The organism is Agriterribacter humi, from assembly GCF_009192765.1.
Lineage (GTDB): Bacteria > Bacteroidota > Bacteroidia > Chitinophagales > Chitinophagaceae > Agriterribacter > Agriterribacter humi.
In genome coordinates, this window is record NZ_VOHQ01000005.1 from 147,434 (window position 1) to 168,491 (window position 21,058).

At 39.7% G+C, this 21,058-nt stretch carries 21 protein-coding genes; 16 read left to right on the forward strand and 5 right to left on the reverse strand.

Annotated features, from left to right (window positions below; all coding sequences use genetic code 11):
* The first annotated feature begins 293 nt into the window (after positions 1 to 293).
* From FRX45_RS10770 to FRX45_RS10820, 11 genes are all read left to right on the forward strand, one after another.
* Entirely contained in the window at positions 294 to 1,220 is a 927-nt protein-coding gene (locus FRX45_RS10770; protein WP_226805239.1) for a prephenate dehydratase, read from the forward strand.
* Positions 1,221 to 1,258: 38 nt separating this feature from the next.
* Positions 1,259 to 2,437 carry a pyridoxal phosphate-dependent aminotransferase gene (locus FRX45_RS10775; protein ID WP_152268432.1) on the forward strand — a complete coding sequence of 393 codons (1,179 nt, stop codon included), beginning with the start codon at positions 1,259 to 1,261 and terminating at the stop codon, positions 2,435 to 2,437.
* Between the two features lie 3 nt (positions 2,438 to 2,440).
* Positions 2,441 to 3,289 carry a prephenate dehydrogenase gene (locus FRX45_RS10780; protein ID WP_152268433.1) on the forward strand — a complete coding sequence of 283 codons (849 nt, stop codon included), beginning with the start codon at positions 2,441 to 2,443 and terminating at the stop codon, positions 3,287 to 3,289.
* Positions 3,290 to 3,376: 87 nt separating this feature from the next.
* Positions 3,377 to 5,053, forward strand: a complete 1,677-nt coding sequence (locus FRX45_RS10785) for a DEAD/DEAH box helicase (RefSeq protein ID WP_152268434.1) — start codon at positions 3,377 to 3,379, stop codon at positions 5,051 to 5,053.
* A 49-nt stretch (positions 5,054 to 5,102) separates the two neighbouring features.
* The gene (locus FRX45_RS10790; RefSeq protein WP_152268435.1) at positions 5,103 to 6,191 is read left to right on the forward strand and encodes a chorismate mutase; all 1,089 of its coding nucleotides are present in this window, start codon (positions 5,103 to 5,105) and stop codon (positions 6,189 to 6,191) included.
* Between the two features lie 19 nt (positions 6,192 to 6,210).
* Entirely contained in the window at positions 6,211 to 6,645 is a 435-nt protein-coding gene (gene tnpA, locus FRX45_RS10795) for an IS200/IS605 family transposase (RefSeq protein WP_152268436.1), read from the forward strand.
* A gap of 53 nt (positions 6,646 to 6,698) precedes the next feature.
* The gene (aroB, locus tag FRX45_RS10800; RefSeq protein WP_152268437.1) at positions 6,699 to 7,718 is read left to right on the forward strand and encodes a 3-dehydroquinate synthase; all 1,020 of its coding nucleotides are present in this window, start codon (positions 6,699 to 6,701) and stop codon (positions 7,716 to 7,718) included.
* A gap of 3 nt (positions 7,719 to 7,721) precedes the next feature.
* Positions 7,722 to 9,041 carry a 3-phosphoshikimate 1-carboxyvinyltransferase gene (aroA, locus tag FRX45_RS10805; protein WP_152268438.1) on the forward strand — a complete coding sequence of 440 codons (1,320 nt, stop codon included), beginning with the start codon at positions 7,722 to 7,724 and terminating at the stop codon, positions 9,039 to 9,041.
* A 29-nt stretch (positions 9,042 to 9,070) separates the two neighbouring features.
* The gene (aroC, locus tag FRX45_RS10810; RefSeq protein ID WP_152268439.1) at positions 9,071 to 10,117 is read left to right on the forward strand and encodes a chorismate synthase; all 1,047 of its coding nucleotides are present in this window, start codon (positions 9,071 to 9,073) and stop codon (positions 10,115 to 10,117) included.
* 18 nt (positions 10,118 to 10,135) lie between these two features.
* Complete coding sequence (locus FRX45_RS10815; RefSeq protein WP_152268440.1) at positions 10,136 to 10,444, forward strand: DUF952 domain-containing protein; 309 nt, start codon at positions 10,136 to 10,138, stop codon at positions 10,442 to 10,444.
* Between the two features lie 170 nt (positions 10,445 to 10,614).
* On the forward strand, positions 10,615 to 11,289 hold the full coding sequence (locus FRX45_RS10820) for an OmpA family protein (RefSeq protein ID WP_152268441.1): 675 nt from the start codon (positions 10,615 to 10,617) through the stop codon (positions 11,287 to 11,289).
* Positions 11,290 to 11,673: 384 nt separating this feature from the next.
* On the opposite strand, the gene queA is transcribed toward FRX45_RS10820, so the two are convergent.
* The 3 genes from queA to FRX45_RS10835 form a co-directional block, all read right to left on the reverse strand.
* The gene (queA, locus tag FRX45_RS10825; protein WP_152268442.1) at positions 11,674 to 12,723 is read right to left on the reverse strand and encodes a tRNA preQ1(34) S-adenosylmethionine ribosyltransferase-isomerase QueA; all 1,050 of its coding nucleotides are present in this window, start codon (positions 12,721 to 12,723) and stop codon (positions 11,674 to 11,676) included.
* Positions 12,724 to 12,959: 236 nt separating this feature from the next.
* On the reverse strand, positions 12,960 to 14,702 hold the full coding sequence (locus FRX45_RS10830) for an ABC transporter ATP-binding protein (protein WP_152268443.1): 1,743 nt from the start codon (positions 14,700 to 14,702) through the stop codon (positions 12,960 to 12,962).
* A gap of 7 nt (positions 14,703 to 14,709) precedes the next feature.
* Positions 14,710 to 15,480: an AMP nucleosidase gene (locus FRX45_RS10835; RefSeq protein ID WP_152268444.1), complete on the reverse strand. Its 771-nt coding sequence runs from the start codon at positions 15,478 to 15,480 to the stop codon at positions 14,710 to 14,712.
* Between the two features lie 40 nt (positions 15,481 to 15,520).
* Here FRX45_RS10835 and FRX45_RS10840 point away from each other — a divergent pair, with 40 nt between their 5' ends.
* Positions 15,521 to 15,964, forward strand: a complete 444-nt coding sequence (locus FRX45_RS10840) for a type I restriction enzyme HsdR N-terminal domain-containing protein (protein WP_152268445.1) — start codon at positions 15,521 to 15,523, stop codon at positions 15,962 to 15,964.
* 7 nt (positions 15,965 to 15,971) lie between these two features.
* On the opposite strand, the gene FRX45_RS10845 is transcribed toward FRX45_RS10840, so the two are convergent.
* A complete protein-coding gene (locus FRX45_RS10845) occupies positions 15,972 to 17,390 on the reverse strand; it encodes a sigma-54-dependent transcriptional regulator (RefSeq protein ID WP_152268446.1) in 1,419 nt (472 codons plus the stop codon).
* A gap of 539 nt (positions 17,391 to 17,929) precedes the next feature.
* Here FRX45_RS10845 and FRX45_RS10850 point away from each other — a divergent pair.
* From FRX45_RS10850 to FRX45_RS10860, 3 genes are all read left to right on the forward strand, one after another.
* The gene (locus FRX45_RS10850; RefSeq protein WP_152268447.1) at positions 17,930 to 18,283 is read left to right on the forward strand and encodes a response regulator; all 354 of its coding nucleotides are present in this window, start codon (positions 17,930 to 17,932) and stop codon (positions 18,281 to 18,283) included.
* A 164-nt stretch (positions 18,284 to 18,447) separates the two neighbouring features.
* A complete protein-coding gene (locus tag FRX45_RS10855; protein WP_152268448.1) occupies positions 18,448 to 18,600 on the forward strand; it encodes a lmo0937 family membrane protein in 153 nt (50 codons plus the stop codon).
* 56 nt (positions 18,601 to 18,656) lie between these two features.
* A complete protein-coding gene (locus tag FRX45_RS10860; protein WP_152268449.1) occupies positions 18,657 to 18,848 on the forward strand; it encodes a CsbD family protein in 192 nt (63 codons plus the stop codon).
* Positions 18,849 to 18,937: 89 nt separating this feature from the next.
* Here FRX45_RS10860 and FRX45_RS10865 read toward each other — a convergent pair whose 3' ends face one another.
* On the reverse strand, positions 18,938 to 20,353 hold the full coding sequence (locus FRX45_RS10865; protein ID WP_152268450.1) for an ATP-binding protein: 1,416 nt from the start codon (positions 20,351 to 20,353) through the stop codon (positions 18,938 to 18,940).
* Positions 20,354 to 20,462: 109 nt separating this feature from the next.
* On the opposite strand from FRX45_RS10865, the gene FRX45_RS10870 reads away from it, so the two are divergent.
* Positions 20,463 to 21,020, forward strand: coding sequence for a hypothetical protein (locus FRX45_RS10870; protein ID WP_152268451.1), 558 nt, complete (start codon positions 20,463 to 20,465; stop codon positions 21,018 to 21,020).
* Positions 21,021 to 21,058: the final 38 nt, after the last annotated feature.

A 21,058-nucleotide genomic window follows, 5' to 3' on the forward strand; every position in this document is an offset into this window, starting at 1 on the left:
CGATCCCAAGTTTTTTTTATATGGCAAGCAATCGTTGAGGCCACTCCTGTTCAGGAGTGGCATTTTTTTTAAAAATTGCGCTCTAAATATTTGTTTGTTTATTTTTAGTCTTACATTTGCTTTGCAATGAATACAACAAAAGCATACGGTTTCTTTTATTTTTATTTCTACTTTACAGGCAGACCGGGATTGCTTTTGTTGAAAAATAAGTAAAAACAAAAAATTCAGCATACACAGTCCCGGCTAAAAACCGGGATTTTTTTATGACTTTTTGACAAGATATACCCAAATATATGAGTAATTATAATAATACCACACCACCTGAAACAGCAACTTCCGAAGATAATTTTGCAATGGTTGACCAGGAGGATATACCGGGAGAAAACAAACCTGTGCTGGCATCTATACAAGGCTACGAAGGCAGCTTTCACCAGGTGGCGGCACAGCATTTCTTTGGCAAAAAAACATCTGTAATTTGTTGTGCTACTTTTGGAGAAGTGGTTAAACAAGTCACTAACAAAAAAGAAAGCGATGGTGGTGTAATGGCAATTGAAAATTCTATAGCCGGAAGCATTTTACCCAACTATAACCTGCTACAAAAAAGCAAGCTTAAAGTTATTGGTGAAATATACCTGCAAATCAAACAAAATTTATTGGTTAATCCGGGCATACAATTAGAAGACATTAAAGAAGTTCATTCACATCCAATGGCTATTCAGCAATGCCTGGAATACCTTGAAAAGTACAACTGGAAGCTTGTTGAAACCGAGGATACAGCATTAAGCGCAAAACATATTCACCAGCATAAAAGCAAACACATTGCCGCTATCGCAAGCACACTGGCAGCCAGGTTATATAATCTGGATGTGCTTGCGCCCGACATTCATACACTAACGAATAATTATACCCGCTTTTTAATATTACAGCATGAAGACCTGGCACAGGTAATTGAAAATGCCAATAAAGCTTCTGTGAATTTCCATACCGATCACTCTATGGGCAGCCTGGCCAAAGTGCTTACAAAAATTGCTGAAGGAGGGATCAACCTCAGTAAATTGCAAAGCTCTCCTATCCCGGGATCCGACTTCAGATATTCTTTTCATGCCGATATGGAGTTTGATTCGCTGGGCCGGTTTTACCAGGTAATAAAAGAAATGAAAGCCCTCACTGAAGATTTAAAAATTTATGGAGTATATCGCAAAGGAAAACATTATTCATAACACCACCCACTACTTACCACTTACTACTTACCACTATTATGACAGCAAAACGATTAGAAGGTATTGGTGAATACTATTTCTCCCAAAAGCTGAGGGAAATAGATGAATTGAACCGGCAGGGCAGGCAAGTCATTAACCTCGGCATTGGCAGCCCGGATATGCCTCCGCATCCGGATGTAATAAAAACCCTGCAGGATGAAAGTGCCAAACCCAACGTGCACGCTTATCAGAATTATAAAGGGTCGCCCGTTTTGCGCAAGGCTATTGCAGCCTGGTATAAAACATGGTACGCTGTAACGCTTAACCCCGATACAGAAATATTACCATTGATAGGTAGCAAGGAAGGCATTATGCATATATGCATGACCTATATAAATGAGGGGGATGATGTATATGTGCCCAATCCCGGATACCCAACCTACCGAAGCGCTGCAAAATTGGCCGGGGGAAATATTGTAGAATATACACTGGAAGAAAACAACAACTGGTTACCCGATTTTGAAAAGCTTGAAAAATTGATCAGCAGCTCAAAGACGAATCAGTCAACCCGTTTGCTCTTTGTAAATTATCCCCACATGCCTACGGGGCAGTTGCCAACCCAATCATTTTTTGAAGCCCTGGTTGCGTTTGCAAAAGCAAATCAGTTGTTAATTGTGCACGATAATCCGTATAGTTTTATTTTGAACAACCGGCCCGCAAGCCTCTTAAGCGTGGAAGGCGCCAAAGAAGTAGCTGTTGAACTAAATTCATTGAGCAAATCGCAGAATATGGCCGGCTGGCGTGTGGGAATGTTATGCGGTGCCAGGGAAAGAATTGATGAAGTATTGCGCTTTAAAAGCAACATGGACAGCGGTATGTTCTTACCGGTACAACTGGCGGCTGCAACTGCCTTAATGCTTGGCGGGGAATGGTATGACAGTATCAACACAATGTATAAAAACCGGAGAGAAAAAGTATTTGCCTTACTACAGTTGCTTAATTGCTCATTTTCGCCAGGGCAGGCAGGCATGTTTGTATGGGCTAAAATTCCCGGAAGCTACAAAGATGGCTATGCTTTAAGTGATGAGGTATTGTATACTTCAAATGTATTTATAACGCCCGGTGGCATTTTTGGAAGTGCAGGCAAGGATTATGTACGGGTAAGCTTATGTTGCACAGAGCAAAAAATAGATGAGAGCATAAATAGAATCAAAACATCATTGAAAGGAAAAAAATAAACAATGTTCGATACCATTACCATTGTAGGCGTAGGCCTGATCAGCGGTTCATTTAGTATTATTTTAAAAGAGAAAGGATTAGTAAAACATGTAATTGGCGTAAGCCGTACAGAGAACAGCATAAAAAAAGCGCTGGAATTAGGCATTATTGACGAGGCGCTGCCGTTGGAAGAAGCCGTTAGAAAAAGTGATCTTATTTATGTTGCCATACCTGTAGATGCCACTATTACGGTGATGGAGAAGATAATGGATCTGATAACCGAAAAACAAATTGTGGCAGACGCAGGTTCTACCAAGCAGGCACTCTGCGAAGCTTTGGCCAATCATCCTATGCGAAGCCGTTTTGTTGCCACGCACCCTATGTGGGGAACAGAATACAGCGGGCCGGAAGCAGCCGTTCGTGATGCATTTGCAGGACGTACCTGTGTAATTTGTGAGAAAGAAAAAAGCGATAAAGATGCCGTAGCTACCATTGAAGAAGTATATAAACTCCTGGGAATGCATGTTACTTATATGGATGCAGACGCTCACGATATGCATGCTGCTTACGTAAGTCATATTTCTCATATTACCTCTTTTGCGCTGGCAAATACAGTGCTGGAAAAGGAAAAAGAAGAAAATGCCATTTTTGAACTCGCAGGTGGCGGTTTTGAAAGCACGGTCCGGCTTGCGAAAAGCAATCCCGCTATGTGGCTTCCCATTTTCAGACAAAATCGGGAACATGTATTAGACGTACTCAATGAGCATATTACGCAATTAAGAAAATTTAAAAGTTGTATCGAAAAAGAAAACTATGTCTATTTACAGGAGCTGATGGAGAATGCCAATAAAATAAATCGTATAATCAAGTAACATTAAGAGAAATACAGCATACAAAATGGCAAATAATAAGCAGAATCAGCGAAATCGTGTTTATCTTTGCGAAAATTTTTTTAATATATGATGACATTTGAAGAGTTGGGTTTAGACGGGAGATTGGTACAGGCTACCGATGCTTTGGGATTTAAACAGCCAACCCCTATACAGGAAAAAGCGATTCCTGTTTTGCTGAGCGGCACCACAGATCTGGTGGGGTTGGCACAAACGGGTACAGGAAAAACAGCGGCTTTTGGCTTACCATTGCTGCAATTAATAGATGCAAAAGATAAGTATCCGCAGGCATTGGTGGTTTGTCCTACCAGGGAATTGTGTATGCAGATTGTGAATGAAATAGAGCTCTTTAAAAAATTTATAACCGGCATGCATGTGGTGGCGGTATATGGAGGAACATCTATTGGTGCACAGATCAGGGACCTGAAAAGAGGAATACAGATTGTTGTAGCTACACCGGGAAGATTGATTGATTTAATTGAACGTAAAGCAATAAACCTGGAGCAGATTAAATATGTAGTGCTGGATGAAGCAGATGAAATGCTGAACATGGGTTTCCAGGATGACATTGAATTTATTTTACAGAACACCCCAAATCGGGAGAGCACATGGTTATTTAGCGCCACCATGCCCCCCGAAATACGGCGTGTAAGTAAAAAATACATGAAGCAGCCCGTAGAAATAACGGTAGGCAAAATGAACACTGCCAATAAAAATGTTGATCACCAATACTATGTTGCCAGCGCACAGCACCGCTACGATGCGTTGAAACGGCTAATTGATTTTAACCCCGGTATTTATGGCATCATCTTTACCCGAACCAAGGCAGATGCCCAGGCAATAGCCGAAAAGCTTACACGGGAAGGTTACGATATTGACGCTTTGCATGGCGATCTTACACAGCAGCAAAGAGACAAAGTGATGGGTGAGTTCAGAGAGAAAACACTTCAGCTTTTAATAGCAACAGACGTAGCGGCCAGGGGCATTGATGTGCAGGGTATAACCCATGTTATCAATTATGAATTACCCGATGATGTGGAAGTATACACCCACCGCAGCGGCCGTACAGGGCGTGCGGGAAACACCGGCATTTGTATGTCTGTTATACACAGCCGGGAAATTGGCAAGATCAGGCAAATTGAAAGAATGGTGCAGGTACCTTTTCATAAGCTGGAAATACCTGCAGGCAAGGATGTATGCCGTAAACAGTTTTACCATTTTATGGATAACCTGCTTCAATTAGATATAGAGGATGACAGCTATGAACCATACATACCCATGCTGGAAGAAAAATTTGCGGACGTGAGCAAGGAAGAAGTATTGAAGAGATTAGCTGCACATGAATTTAAAAGGTTCTTAAAATATTATGAAAATGCAGAAGACCTGAACGTAAGAGAAAGAACCCGCGAATACCGCGAAAGAGATCCGAAAGCATTTACAGAAAGAAGGGACATCACCCGCAGGCGCGATACACGGGGACGTGAATTTGGCGGCAATGGCGGAGACTACACCAAATTGTTTGTTAATCTCGGGACTAAAGATGGGTTTTATAAAGCAAGTTTCCTGCAATTTATTTTAGACATGAGTGATTTAAAAAAAGATTCGTTGGGCAGAATTGATATGAAGGAAATGAATAGCTGGATAGAGGTGGATAAAAAATCTGCTCCCCAGATGATACGTTCTATTGACGGAAAAAAATATAAAGGAAGAAGCATAAGAATGAACGATGCCGATCAGAGAAGATAGTGTGAGAAATAATTAGTAATCCAATTTGTAACAAATAAAACATTATTATATGCAAGCGGTTGAAACCAATACAAAAGCTGCAGTGCTGGAAAAACTGAATAAAAAACCACTGATCATTTCCGGCCCATGCAGCGCAGAAACCGAGGAGCAGGTGCTGGAAACGGCACAGCGGCTGGCCAATACAGGAAAAGTAGATATGCTCCGGGCAGGTATATGGAAACCCCGCACCCGCCCCGGAAGTTTTGAAGGAATTGGCACAAAGGGTTTACCCTGGTTACAGCAGGCAAAAAAAATAACAGGCTTGCCCACAACAGTAGAAGTAGCTACAGGTAAGCAGGCGCAGGATGCATTGCATTTTGAAATAGATATGCTTTGGATAGGGGCACGCACAACAGTTAATCCTTTCAGCGTTCAGGAAGTAGCGGATGCGTTGCGTGGTGCAGATGTTCCTGTATTCATCAAAAATCCCATCAATCCTGATCTTGAATTATGGACAGGTGCAGTAGAACGCATAGCCAAAGCCGGTATAAAAACCATAGGATTGATTCATCGAGGCTTTAGCGCATATGGCAACACAGAATACCGCAATGCCCCCATGTGGCACCTGGCCATCGAAATGAAAAGGCGTAATCCTGAATTGAAAATAATAAATGATCCTTCCCACATTTGCGGCCGGAGGGATATCCTGCTTGAAGTAGCGCAAAAAGCTATTGACCTTGATTTTGACGGATTGATGATAGAAAGCCATATTGATCCGGATAATGCATGGAGCGATGCCAAACAGCAGGTTACGCCCGAAAAGCTGGCCGAAATGCTGGACGCTATTACCTGGAGAAAGGAAGATGTAAATTCGGAGGAGGTTCATGCGGCATTGGAAAAACTCCGCCAGCAGATCAATCACCTCGATGATGAAATGATGCAGATATTAAGCCAGCGCATGAGCCTGGCTGAAAAAATAGGGCAATACAAAAAAGACAATAATATTACGATCTTGCAAACGTCCAGGTGGAATGAAATTCTGGAAAGAGCATTTAAAAGAGGTGATAAGATTGGTTTAAGCAATGAATTTATTACCAAGTATTTTGATGCTATACATATGGAATCTATCAACCATCAAAATAAGATCATGAACTCCTGAACCATTCCGCATCAATAATATGCAGGGCAGCATTAATACTTTTATTTATATCCATGCCATATGGTGTACTGCCGGCAGGCAGCCTTCACTTACCAGCGTGGTAAGAAAAGTATTATTCCCTTATATAAAAAAAAATGCAGAAGAAAAGGGTATACAGGTGATGGCAGTAAACGGGGCCGGGGAACATGTTCATTGCCTCTTTAAGCTGATGCCTGTTCAGTCTGTTTCCGAAATCATAAAGCAACTCAAAACTGAATCCGAGAGCTGGCTGAATGACAATAAATTCCTCCTCCATACTTTTGAATGGGAAAAGATTTATTCCGCATGGTCTGTTAGCCCTTCCACTATTGATAAGGCTGTGGAATATATTAATAAGCAGGAAGAATATCACCTGGCAAAAACCCTTGATGAGGAACTGGCTGCGTTTGATAAGATGGTCATTCAAATAACGTGACCCGGATAATCCGTCCATCTCTAATTTCAACTCTTAAATCAGAAATGATTATAATGGATCCCGTAAAATACACATTCAGCAACGCTTCTACACATTGCTATTTTGACGCTGCTTTTCCGCAATTAAAAAAAATTGTGGATCCCAAATCGGCGATTATTGTTACCGATGAAAATGTTTACAGCGGGCATATCAAAAAATTCAGGAACTGGAATACCATTGTATTAAAACCAGGTGAAGCATTTAAAGTGCAGGCCACTGTTGATACCGTAATTGAACAAATGATAGCGCTGCAGGCCGACCGGAAAACTACACTTATTGGCGTTGGCGGAGGGGTGATTACAGACATTACTGGGTATGCAGCTTCGGTGTATATGCGTGGCATCCCGTTTGGCTTTGTACCAACATCGGTATTAAGCATGGTTGACGCAAGTATTGGCGGAAAAAACGGCATTGATGTAGGTGTATATAAAAACATGGTAGGGGTTATCCGTCAGCCCGCTTTTTTATTACATGATCCTGCTTTTTTGCAAACCCTGCCGCAACATGAATGGGAGAATGGCTTTGCCGAGATCATCAAACATGCCTGTATAAAAGATGCTGCTATGTTCAGGGAACTGGAAGCCAATACGCTAAAAACATACCAGAACAAAAGACAGGCAATGCGCACCTTAATTCAGCGCAATGCCGTGATCAAAATTAAAGTGGTGCAAAAAGATGAATTTGAAAAAGCCGGCAGGAAGCTATTGAACTTCGGCCATACACTGGGGCACGCTTTGGAAAACCAATACGACTTATCGCATGGACAGGCGATTTCCATTGGCATGACCTATGCCTGTCATATTTCAGCACAATTAAGAGGATTTAAGGATACGGAAAAAGTAGTGCAATTATTAGAACAGTACGGGCTCCCCACCTACGCTTCTTTTAATAAAAAAAAGGCTATAGAAGTACTGAAAATGGACAAAAAGAGGGAGCGAAAAGAAATGAACTATGTATTATTGGATAAGATAGGTAAGGCTGTGATTGAGTTAATACCTTTACAGCAATTGGAAAAAATAATATCAGCATTATAAGTTATGATTGCAACTATTCAACCTTCGCGGTTATCAGATACCATCCAGGCGCCTGCATCCAAAAGTTCCATGCAACGGGCCTGTGCTGCGGCTTTGATATCGAAGGGCAAAAGTTTCATTTATAATCCCGGCCATTCTAACGATGATAAAGCTGCACTACAGGTAATTGCAGCAATGGGAGCCAAAGTTAACCAGCTCAGTGATGGTTCAATAGAAACAGACAGCACTGGCATTGATCTATCTTCACCCGGCAAAGCACAGTCTTCAACAGTAGTAAATTGCGGTGAAAGCGGGCTGGGCATACGCATGTTTGCACCCATCATTGCATTAAGCAAACGACCGGTTACCATACAGGGAGAAGGTAGCCTGCTTTCGCGCCCCATGGATTTTTTTGATGAAATATTACCACGTTTAAACGTTACAGTTAGTTCAAATAAAGGCAGGTTGCCCATTACGCTTTCCGGTCCGCTGCAACCCGGGGATATTGAAATTGATGGTTCGTTAAGTTCCCAGTTTTTAACAGGTTTACTCATGGCATATGCCGCTGCGGATGCAAAAGGTGTAACCATTACCGTGAACAATTTAAAAAGTAAGCCTTATATAGATCTCACACTAAAAGTGATGCAGGCTTTTGGATTGAATGCACCACGTAATAAAAATTACGAAGAATTCTATTTTGAAGCACCCATTACCGGGCATACAGCATCACAAACCCGGTATACTGTAGAAGGAGACTGGAGTGGCGGAGCATTTTTACTGGTAGCAGGAGCTATTGCAGGAAATATAGAGGTATACGGGCTTGATCCTGATTCTGCACAGGCCGATAAAAAAATTCTGGCAGCATTGCGGGATGCCGGCGCAGGAATGGAAGTCAGCAATAAAAGCATTAAATTATTTACGGGTAAATTAAAAGCATTTACGTTTGATGCAACAGACTGTCCTGATCTTTTTCCTCCATTGGTGGCATTGGCAGCATATTGCAGCGGGTTAACCACAATAAAAGGGGTAAGCAGGCTGGCGCATAAAGAAAGTAACCGGGGATTAACCCTGCAGGAAGAATTTGGTAAAATGGGGTTGATTATAGATTTGGAGAAGGATACTATGCGGATACAGGGTGGAAAAGGATTAAAAGGAGCAACAGTGCATTCCCGCCATGATCATCGCATTGCCATGGCCTGTGCTGTGGCTGCACTGCAGGCCGCGGGAGAAACAATGATCGAAGAAGCAGAAGCAATAAACAAATCGTACCCTGATTTTTATGATGATCTGACAACACTGGGAGCCGGAATAAAAATAAAGCAGCAAACAATACATATTCAATAACCAATCATTAGCTTTAAGCAAAATCGCATATGAATTCTTTTGGGAGATTTTTTCGTGTACATATTTTTGGCGAATCACATGGCGAAAGTGTGGGTATTACCATTGACAATTGCCCGGCTGGTCTGCCGCTGAAAGCTGATGATTTTTTGAATGATATTGAAAGAAGGAAAGGAGGCACGCAAAAAGGAACAACTCCGAGGCAGGAATCGGACCTGCCTATTTTTAAAAGTGGTATTTTTAACGACACAACAACGGGTGCGCCTGTTACCATACTGTTTGAAAATAACAATACCCGTTCAGGAGATTATCAAAAACAAAGAGCGGTACCACGACCAGGGCATGCTGATTTTGTAGCGCATCAAAAATATGGAGGATTTGAAGATTACAGGGGTGGCGGTCATTTCAGCGGGCGTCTTACAGTAGCACTGGTAGCTGCGGGTGTAATAGCAAAAAAATTATTACAGTTGGCTCCAACCAGCAACAATGAAGCTTTAACTGAAGTTAAATCTGCAGGCATCTCTGTGATTGCATCTATATTAGAAATTGGCGGTGAAAAAGACCTGGAAAAAGGTCTGCAAAAAGCCATTGACGCTAAAGATAGTATTGGAGGTATTGTAGAGTGCAGGGTGAATGGCCTGCCGGCAGGCCTGGGTGAACCTTTTTTTGACTCTGCAGAGTCATTACTGAGTCACGCTGTTTTTGCCATACCCGCTATTCGTGGAATTGAATTTGGAACAGGCTTTGCCGCTGCCAGCATGTTTGGAAGCGATCATAATGATGCTATTGCCGACACGAGTGGCACAACAATTACCAATCACGCAGGAGGAATAGCAGGAGGCATAACCAATGGAAATGAATTGGTTTTTCGCATTGCTGTTAAACCCACTTCTTCCACACCCAAAGTACAACAAACCTTAAACTGGGAAACCGGTGCTGTGGAAGCGTTTTCAGTAAAAGGTCGTCATGATCTCTGCATAGCTTTGCGGGTGCCTGTTGTGCTTGAAGCCATTACAGCTATTGTTTTAGCCGACCTGATGCTAATTGAACAAAAGATACCGCGGATAATACATACTTAATTACTTAAACCAACTGCCATGCCTCTCATCTACCATGTTACAACCGCTTCTGAATGGAACGATGCAAAACAAAAAGGATATTATGAATCCCGGGCGCTCAAAGAAGAAGGATTTATTCATTGCAGTGAAGAAAGGCAAATACCTGATGTGTTGAAAAGGTACTATAGCGACAAAACTGATCTTGTTAAATTAACCATTCAAACAAACAAATTAACCAGCCAGCTAATATACGATTGGTCCAATGCTATTGAAGATACATTCCCGCATGTTTACGGACCTATCAATCTTGATGCAGTTGTAAGCGTTGAAAAAATACAGGCTGATTGATATATATCAACACATCCATGGCTTTCTTTTTTGATTATTGTTGAGCTATGATAATAAATCATTCCTTCAGTTAATTTACATAGTGTTTCATGCAGTTTTCATCATTTATGTAAGTATTTTTACTTACCCTTACGGGGATAATACTATAGCTCACAGTAAAAAAAACACGTATGAAAACTTTATTAATCATTACCAGTATTATCCTTTTATCCTTCCAGATAGACCGCCTGCTGGTAATCAATTTATCAGATGCCAGCGTTGAAATGCCATCATTAACCAATGCCTTTTCCGTTTATGAAAGTTTGCCGGACATAAAAGCCGCAAACAGCCATATAAAGGCGCCTGTTAAGGTAAATGAAATCAGCTCCGGCGCATTAACTTTAAAATCCGCTCCGGAGCGTATAGAAAAAAACAGGCCTGCAAAAATAAAACCCGGCATGAATCGCTCTAACCGGATGAATAGTAAAAACAGCCTTCTTCATCATGAAATAAAGCAATCCGGCAAATATCTTGAACTAAACACACTGCTGTTTGATTTTGATCAGTATGAGAATGTAGAAACTGAAGAATTTAATATTATTCTTCAGCTTGCAGACAAGCTGATCTTTGACGAATCATTAAAGATAAGTATAGCAGGTTTTACAGATAACACAGGTAATGCGGAATACAATAAAAAACTTTCCCTTTTACGTGCCGAAAATGTAAAGCACTATATGCTTGACCTGGGCGTAAATGAAGGCCAGATCATCGTTTCAGCAAACGGCATTTCATATCCTGCGGCAAACAATAACACAATGGAAGGAAGAGCAACAAACAGGAGAGTGGAAATGTTGCTTATACCATAATAGTCACGGAGCTGGCTTTCCTGCAGAAAATCAAACAGGCAGACTGTTTTATAAAATATGCACACAAACCGGCCTGAAACTAAAAGGGACCGGGGGGGTCAGCAGAAAAGTCAATCAACATTGTTTGACCGGTTTGCATGCAAATGGGTACGGATTTTCGCGGTTCGGCGAAACGTTATTATACTATGCTAAGGGTAGGGATAAACTGAAACCGGCAAAGGTATTGCCCAACGGATATAAGGAAAATTAAAAACGAGATTTCAACAATACAGACGGGTGGTTGTCACTAAAAAGTTGCAGCGTTAAAAAAAATACTCCTGCAAACAAAGTACGGATTACATTTATTTACAGGAGCCAACGCAGTAAACTGAAAGTATAAATCATTTAAATGATCAGCATGGCATCTCCATAGCTGAAAAAACGATATTTATCTTTTATAGCCTTTTTATATGCTTCCATAGCAAGATCATATCCGGCAAAAGCACAAGCCATAATTAAAAGACTTGTTTTAGGAAGATGAAAATTAGTAATGAGTGAATCAGCTATAGAAAAATTATATGGCGGATGAATGAAAGTATTCGTCCATCCTTCAGAAGGTTTTAGTAATTTTTCAGCAGTAAATGACGATTCCAGCGCTCTCATGGTAGTAGTTCCAACTGAGCAAATTCTTTTCCCTTCCAGCCTGGCCTTATTTACAATACCGCAGGCTTTTTCTTCAATTCTGTAATATTCCGCATCCATTTTATGTTTGCTGAGGTCTTCAACTTCAATAGGCCGAAAAGTTCCCAGCCCCGTATGCAGTGTTATTTCGGCAAAACGGATGCCTTGTATTTCCAGGCGCTTAATAAGCTCAATGCTAAAGTGCAAGCCGGCGGTTGGCGCGGCAACTGCTCCTTCATGTTTGGCATACACAGTTTGGTAGCGTTCCCGGTCTTCCTCATCAGGCTTGCGTTTAATATATTTCGGTAAAGGCGTTTCACCTAAAGTATTTAAAACCTGTTTGAACTCTTCATTACTCCCGTCAAAAAGAAACCGGATCGTACGTCCACGGGAGGTAGTATTATCAATTACTTCGGCAACAAGGTCTTCTGCTTCCCCAAAATACAGCTTATTTCCAACTCTTATTTTACGTGCAGGATCAACAATAACATCCCACAATTTATTCTGGTGATTCAGTTCCCGAAGCAAAAACACTTCAATTTTAGCACCTGTTTTTTCTTTACGTCCATACATACGGGCGGGAAACACCTTGGTATTGTTTACAACAAATACATCCTTATCGTCAAAATAATCAAGTACATCGCGAAAATGTTTGTTTTCAATTTGGCCTGTAGCGCGATGAACTACCATCATACGGGCGTCTTCTCTTTTTTTGGCAGGGTGTTGTGCGATAAGATTAAGTGGGAGGTCAAAACGGAATTGTGATAATTTCATCTGAATGTTTATTATTTTTTGCAGTCACATGAAACTTACCCTTATCAATGCGGCGAGGTATCTTTGTTTGCCCTGAACCTGATCTTACGGTACCAGGTTTCATGTAAATAGCTGTATTTAACAGCGTGCAAAGGTAAGGAAATAATTATTTCAATAATGAAATCTTCAAAAAACAGATAAAAATGCAATACATTGCCGGAGAGTCCCTAAAATTCGGTGAAATATAAAATACCAGTTTAGCCGGGTAATATTCCCTTTGGTATAGCTGCAATCAATTGCTTTGTATATGCACTTTGGGGTGCATTGTATACATCCTCAGCAGCACCCGCTTCTTCTATTTTTCCTTTATACATCACCAGGATACGGTCGCTGATGTAACGGACCACGGAAAGATCATGGGAGATAAAAAGTGCCGCGAAACGAAATTCCTTTTTCAGATCATTAAGCAAATTAAGCACCTGTGCCTGCACGCTTACATCAAGAGCAGAAACAGATTCATCGCAAACAATAAACGATGGATTTAACGCTAAAGCCCGCGCAATACCTATACGTTGACGTTGTCCGCCGCTAAATTCGTGCGGGTAGCGGTTGTAATGATCAGCGCTTAAGTTTACTTTTTCTAAAATGTTAATTATCAAATCCTTTCTGTTTTTGATGCTGCTTCCTACGCCATGTATACTCATGCCTTCGTGTATAGCGTTGCCTACAGAAAGACGGGGATTCAGGGAGGAATACGGGTCCTGGAAAATGATCTGGAAATCTTTTCGAACATGCCGCAATTGCGTAGGAGACAGATCCGGTAAATTTTGTCCATGAAAATGAACTGTTCCGGAAGTAGGATCAATCAAACGGAGCAAACTTCTTCCTAATGTTGTTTTACCGCAACCCGATTCTCCCACCAGCCCTACCGTTTCCCCTTCGTATATATCAAAACTCACATCATCCACAGCCTTTATATAACGCTTATGTGTACCCCTCATTCTTCTTTCCGCCGGAAACCATACTTTCAGGTTTTCCACTTTTACCAGTGGGGATGCAATGTCCGGGGTATCCTGTTTTGCCTCAATGGTTATGTGTTCTGTTTTTTCATGATTGCTACTCAGTCTTTCCTTCCTTACTATACTCCCATCTTCATTCATTTCCATAAAATCGCTTACTACAGGCAACCGTTCTCCTTTTGCATGAAGTACGGGACGGCACTCCAACAAAGCTTTGGTGTAAGGATGGCGGGGATCAGTAAACAACTCATGTATTGTATTTTGTTCAACGATCTTTCCGTTAAACATTACTATGGCCCGGTCTGCTATTTCGGCTACCAAACCGAGGTCGTGACTGATAAAAATTACACCGATATCTTTTTCAACCTGCAACTCTTTTATTAAGCGAAGAATGCTTTGCTGCACGGTTACGTCTAATGCGGTGGTAGGTTCATCGGCAATCAGCAATGAAGGTTCACAACTCATAGCCATAGCAATCATAACCCTCTGCTTTTGACCGCCGCTTATTTCATGCGGGAAACGATTGAATACAGCAACAGGGTCGGGCAGTTGAACTTTTTCAAATAATTCAATTGTTTTTTGCTTCGCGCTTTTATAATTGATATGCTGATGTAATAATATGGCTTCTGTAACCTGGTTTCCGCAGGTATATAAAGGATTAAGCGACGTCATGGGTTCCTGGAAGATCATGGCAATTTTATTACCCCGCACATATTGCATTTCCTTTTCAGAAATCCTTAAAAGGTCAACACCTGTTTCGCCTTGTGCAGAAAATATAATTTTGCCGCTTGTATATGCTGCAGGAGGTAATAATTGAAGTACAGCAAGCGAAGTAATTGATTTTCCGGAACCGGATTCTCCCACTATTGCTACGGTTTCGCCACGATTTACAGAGAAAGATATATTGTGGAGGGCGGGTGCAGCCTTTCCTTCCTGGCTGAAGCTGATACTGAGATTTTGTATGGATAAAAGAGGAAACATGCAAAAATTAGAATCTCAAATGCCTTACCGTTAGCCCATCATTAATCAGTTGTTTTAAGGAATCAATGCCGATCTTTATATGTGTTGCAACAAATTCTTCCGTCACTTTTTTATCACTCTCTTCCGTTTTAACGCCTTCGGGTATCATAGGCTGATCGCTTACCAGTAAAAGCGCCCCCGTAGGAATTTTATTATAAAATCCCACCGAGAAAATGGTGGCGGTTTCCATATCAATAGCGTATGCCCGTACTTTTTGCAGATAGTTTTTAAACTCTTCGTCATGTTCCCAAACGCGCCGGTTAGTAGTGTACACGGTGCCGGTCCAGTAATCCACACCGTAATCTCTTATAGTGGTAGAGATGGCTTTTTGAAGGGCAAATGCAGGTAATGCAGGAACCTCGGCAGGAAAATAATCATTCGATGTACCTTCTCCGCGTATAGCAGCTATGGGCAGTATCAGATCGCCCAGTTTGTTTCTTTTTTTTAATCCTCCGCATTTGCCTAAAAATAATACCGCTTTGGGCTCAATAGCTGTGAGTAAATCCATAATGGTTGCAGCACCCGGGCTGCCCATTCCAAAATTTATAATCGTAATGCCTTCAGCCGTAGCACATTCCATTGATCTGTCTTTCCCAATTACCTCAACCTTGTTCCACCGGGCAAAAGTGTTAACATAACTGCTGAAATTCGTTAATAATATGTATTTACCGAAATTTTCAAGCTTTTCGCCAGTATAACGGGGCAGCCAGTTTTTAACAATATTCTCTTTTGTGTGCATACTTCTTTAATTGGCTAAATTAGCAAATTCATTATTAAGTATGATTAAAATAGAATACCCTGCATACCAGTATAAGATCAAAACAGAAAACAACAGGGAATTTATTTTTGACGCTATACGCAAACAATGGGTAATGCTTACTCCTGAAGAATGGGTGAGGCAAAATTTCCTGCAATATTTATTACAGGTAAAAAAATTCCCGGGTTCATTAATTGCCGTGGAAAAAGAAATTCGTTTGGGTGAGCTCATCAAGCGTTGTGACATTGTTATTTATGACAGGAATGCAACGCCACTGCTAATGACTGAATGTAAGGCAATGGAAATAGAAATTAACGCCAGTGCAGCAGAACAGATTTTACGATATAATATTTCATTGCCTGTACAATACCTGGTTATTACCAACGGATCTTATTGCTTTGCATTTGAGAGAACAGGAAAGGATTTTCAACCTTTGATGGAAATACCGGAATGGAAGGATGGCTGATGAAAAGCTACTCTTCCACGGTTTTTGGACTTTCATAATCCTTTATCTTATTGTACAGGGTTTTGCGGTCAATTTTAAGAATTTCGGCAGCTTTTGTTTTATTGTAATTCACCTGTTTCAATACTTTTAAAATCGTGTCATACTCAGCCTGCGATGCAGCACCTTTCAGATCAGGGTTTTTAGCAGGAGTAATGCTATGAAAAACAGGTTCTTTTCCCGTTTCAATAAGTGATGCCGGTTGTATAATTTCATTGGGTAATACAGATGCACTGATCCGCGGTGCATTGGTTAATAAGGCAGCACGACGAATTACATTTCTAAATTCACGCAGGTTACCCGGCCACGAATAATGTATAAATAACTGTAAAACTTCATCGTCAAATCCTTCAATGTCCTTATCCAGTTCATTGCAGGCTTTTTGTAAAAAGAAGTCTGCAAACAACAGGATATCTTCTTTACGATCCCGGAGTGCAGGTATGTGAATAGAAAACTCATTAAACCGATGAAAAAGGTCTTCCCTGAATTTCCCTTTGCGGTAGCCTTCCTGCAGATTTTCATTAGACGCTACAATTATCCGGATATCCAGGTTCATTTCTTTTGTGCCCCCTACCCTCTTAAACTTACGCTCTTGTATTACCCGCAATAAACCAGCTTGCACGTCTATCGGAAGATTACCAACTTCGTCTAAGAAAATAGTACCTCCGTTAGCCATTTCAAAATGTCCTTCTTTATCATTTATAGCTCCGGTAAAGGAGCCTTTCATGTGTCCGAACAATTCGCTGCCCGCCAGTTCTTTTGATAAAGTACCGCAGTCTAATGCTATAAAAGGTTTATTGGCCCTGTCGCTGTATTGGTGGATTGTTTTTCCTATTACCTCCTTGCCCGTTCCGCTTTCGCCATATAATATAACACTATAAGGTGTAGGCGCTACCAGTTTAATCTGCTTATACAATTCTTTCGTGGCAGGATCCTTACCTACCAGGTATTCGTCATCCTGCAGTACTGGCTTTCCTTTCTGTTTACTTGTACTGATATTTGAAGAAGAAACAGACGCGCCGGCATTGGAAATATGTGCCTGCGATTTTTTTATAACACTTAATACTTCATCAGGAATAAGCGGTTTGGCAATATAATCGAATGCCCCCTGTTTAATTATATCAACTGCCGTTTTAATATCAGAATAACCCGTAATAATAATAACAGTTGTAGAAGGCTTAAGAGATTTAACTTCTCTTAATACATCATTGCCTTCTTTATCACCCAATCTAAAATCACACAGTACTATATCAAAATGCTGCTCCTTAAACTTAGATATTCCTGAATTTCCTGTAAACGCTGTTTCCGTCTCAAAACCTTTACGCTGCAAAAATCTGCTAAGTAATGCACACATATCCATATCATCATCCACTATCAATATTCTATTCATATCAGAATCAATTTAAACAATGTCTAAGTTAGTTGAAAACATTTAAAAATCCCGTTTCTATAATAGCTTATATAATTTTAGTATCCTGAAATACATCTTAAGGAGCTTAATTTATAAGCCACTGCAAAATGCAGTGGCTTATAATTATCCCTTTTCATAAATCTACCTAAAAAATATTATAGTTTTAATTTTAAGTATTCCGATGAGGACATTTTCCAGCCAGCTTACAAAATTAAAAAATCCTGCCAATAGCCAAAAACCTATCTAGCCCCATGTGATGGTACTATGGCTTTTATTTAATCATAATTCGTTGGTGAGTAAAATCGCCATATTGGGGAAATTTATGCCCAGTAGGCAATAGATTATAATTTCTTTTTTTATATATAATATTTAAATTATGCGTAAATTGGGTAATATAGTTTTACGGTGAATAAAAACGCTGCAACACAATATGGCAGGCAAGTTGCAATGAAAAGACGTGATTGTTTTAACCCAATGGCTTAAATTCACGTTGAAAATATGTTTAGCCCCCATTTTTTATGAAAGTTTTGATTATTGATGACGAATTGGATATATGTTATTTGCTAAGCGGTATATTAAAACAGCAACATTACAGTACCCGTTATGTAACTTCATTATCTGATGCGGAAATTGCTTTAAAAAACGATCCCCCTTCAATCATTTTCCTCGACAACCACTTGCCCGATGGATTGGGAATTGATTTTATCCAATTTATAAAATCCCGGTATCCTGTAAGTAAAATAATAATGATAACAGCCCATGATAGTCCTGCTGAGCATCGAAAAGCATATGCCGAAGGAGTAGATGTTTTTATTCCTAAACCTTTTACAAAAGAAAAGATCTATTCTGCAATTAATGAGATTACAGCATAATTGGATTTATTTGCTCATTGTGTAGAAATTATTTCACGCTCATTTCTTAAAAATTTATCCCGGTCACGTTAAAACCCTTATCAGGTAAGATTTTTAAAGAATTATTTTTTTTGGCAATATTTTTTAATATGGTATAATCATTCATCATTTAAAATTTATTTAGTATGGGAAATTTATTATACCTGATAGCGGTAATTTTAGTTATAGCATGGGCTATCGGCTTTTTAGGTTATCATGCCTCCGGATTAATACATATTTTACTGGTAATAGCCGTTGTTGTTGTTCTGTTAAGAATAATAAGAGGGGCAGCCAACTAATTTTCTTTGTTAAAGCACATGAAACAGGCGTTTATTTTTTATCAAAAATATTATTTATGGAAAGCTGGAAATTAAAGCTAAAAGGCAGTTGGAATGAAGTTAAAGGCAAGATCAAACAAAAATATGGAGATCTAACCGAAGATGATCTTATATATGAAGAAGGTAAAGATGATGAATTACTGGGAAGGATTCAGCAAAAAATTGGAAAGTCCAAACAAGATGTAAAGAAGTGGATTGAAAGTTTATAATAAACACAGCTCATACCGTAGTACGGCAAATCCCTATCTATAGGAGTTTGCCGTATTTCATTAAAGAAGTAAATTTATACCAATTGGCGTTACACAAAATCAAACGTAATAATGAAACGTGTACCTTTCCCCGGTTCACTTTCAACATGGATAGTACCTTTATGACTTAGTATAATATTTTCGGTATTGGTCAATCCCAATCCTGTTCCCTTCGCTTTTTTACTGTAATAGGGCTCAAATAACTTATTAAGGGTTTCACTATCCATTCCGCATCCATTGTCATCAATTTCAACTATACATTTATTATCTTGGTCATAAGTTAAAATAGTCAAAATTCCCTTACCGGGTTCCATAGCTTCAATGGCATTTACAATAATGTTTAAAAAAGCTATTTTTATTTTTTCTTTATCTACCGATATGCTACATATGTCCTTATTGTACTTTTTTACAATTTTAATATCATTTAGTTTTAACCTGTCTTCGGCCAGTTGCAAAGCATCTTCCAGTAAATGGTTAACAGAAACCGCTTCTGCTTTGGGCTCTATAAATTTCGTAGAGTTCAGCAGTTCAGTAATAAGCATATTAATGCGCTGGCTGTTTCTCGTAATCATGTCATAAAAAACATTTCTGTTTTCCTCGTCAGAATCTGTTTCAGATCTGAGCTGGTCTACAGACAGGTTAATATTGGTAAGGGGATTCCGGACTTCGTGTGCAATGGTTCTGGCTATACGGCCTGTAGAAGCAAATTTTTCCATCCTGCGCATTTCCAGTATTTCTTTATTTACTTTATCCAATTGCTTAATTCTTTCTTCCAGTTCGTAACGATACTCTTCAGCACGTCTGTCTGCAAGCCGCCTGCCCCGATTTTCTGTTACATAAGTAACGAATCCAAAAACAAATAACAATAAAGCAACAATAAGTGAAACAATTACAACAATGTTGAGCAAACTGGACCGGGATATCAGATCAATATTTCTCTGTTCCAGCAGATTGCGTTCAGATTTCTGCATCGTTTTAATAATGGCATCCAGGCTTTCCATATTTGCTTTCCCTTCTCTTTCGAAGTGTAGCATACTATCGGTTAGCTGATAATTGTTTCCACTAAATGTATCAACAGCACTCTGGATAAGATCATATTTCTTATCCATCAGCTTCTTTGCCTGTTGCATCAAATCGCGCTGCGTTTTGCTATTAATTATTTGGGTAAGCAGATCATAAAACAAAGGGCCCGATTTCATTTTACTCTGGTAGTAGGGGCTCAAAAAACTTTTATCCTTATTGATAACAAAACCCCTGAAACCTAAATCAGCGTCTTTCATGAGTGAAAGAAAATCTTCCAGTTTATGTATTACCTGGTTGGTATGCTCAATCAGCCTGGATTGCTTAAGCACCTGCTTATTAATATATAAAGTGATAAGATAGGAAATAAGTAAAATAAAGAAAGCAGAGCCATACCCCACCCTGATCCTTTTATCAATTCTGAATTTTTTTATAATACGTTTCATGTATAATTAAAATAATAGCCGAAGATTCTGGTAAGGCAATATGATAAGGATTTTGTTTTTAGTATGTACAGTTGGTATTAAAAACGTACCAAAACAAGGGTAAAGCTAAATGAAAAAATGGTACAACAATTGTTTTATAAACAGACTGGCCTCCGACCTTGTTATTTCTTTTCAATTTGCCTGTACTTTAACCGAGCATATGATACAACCCAGCACATACAAAGCTCCTCCGTACGTTTTAGAGCGCCTATCACATTTACTGAATTTACTGAAAATTGAAAAGGAAAAATATGAACGGGTTGCATTTTCTGTAACTGACCGGCAATTAAAATATGCAGTGAGCATTTTAGCACAGGAAAGTAACCAATATATATGTGAACTGGTATCCCAATTAAGATCACTTGGTGCGGATGCAAATACCGAACAGAATGAAAATATAAGAAGCAAAGAATATCCGGCGCCTGAAATGGATGCTACCCGGGACAAGATTGTAAACGTTACCACATTAGAATTTTGCAGGGAAAGTGAAAAACAAATGATTAATGCTTATAGGGCAGTGCTGAATGAACCCTTTCTGATGGAAGGAGTAAGAAAATTAATGCGTACTCAACTTAATGGCATAATGTACGCTTTTTTGCAATTAAAACTCTTTAGTACAGCCAGTTAGTATGCAATGAAATGAGCCCGAAAAGGAAATGTATTATA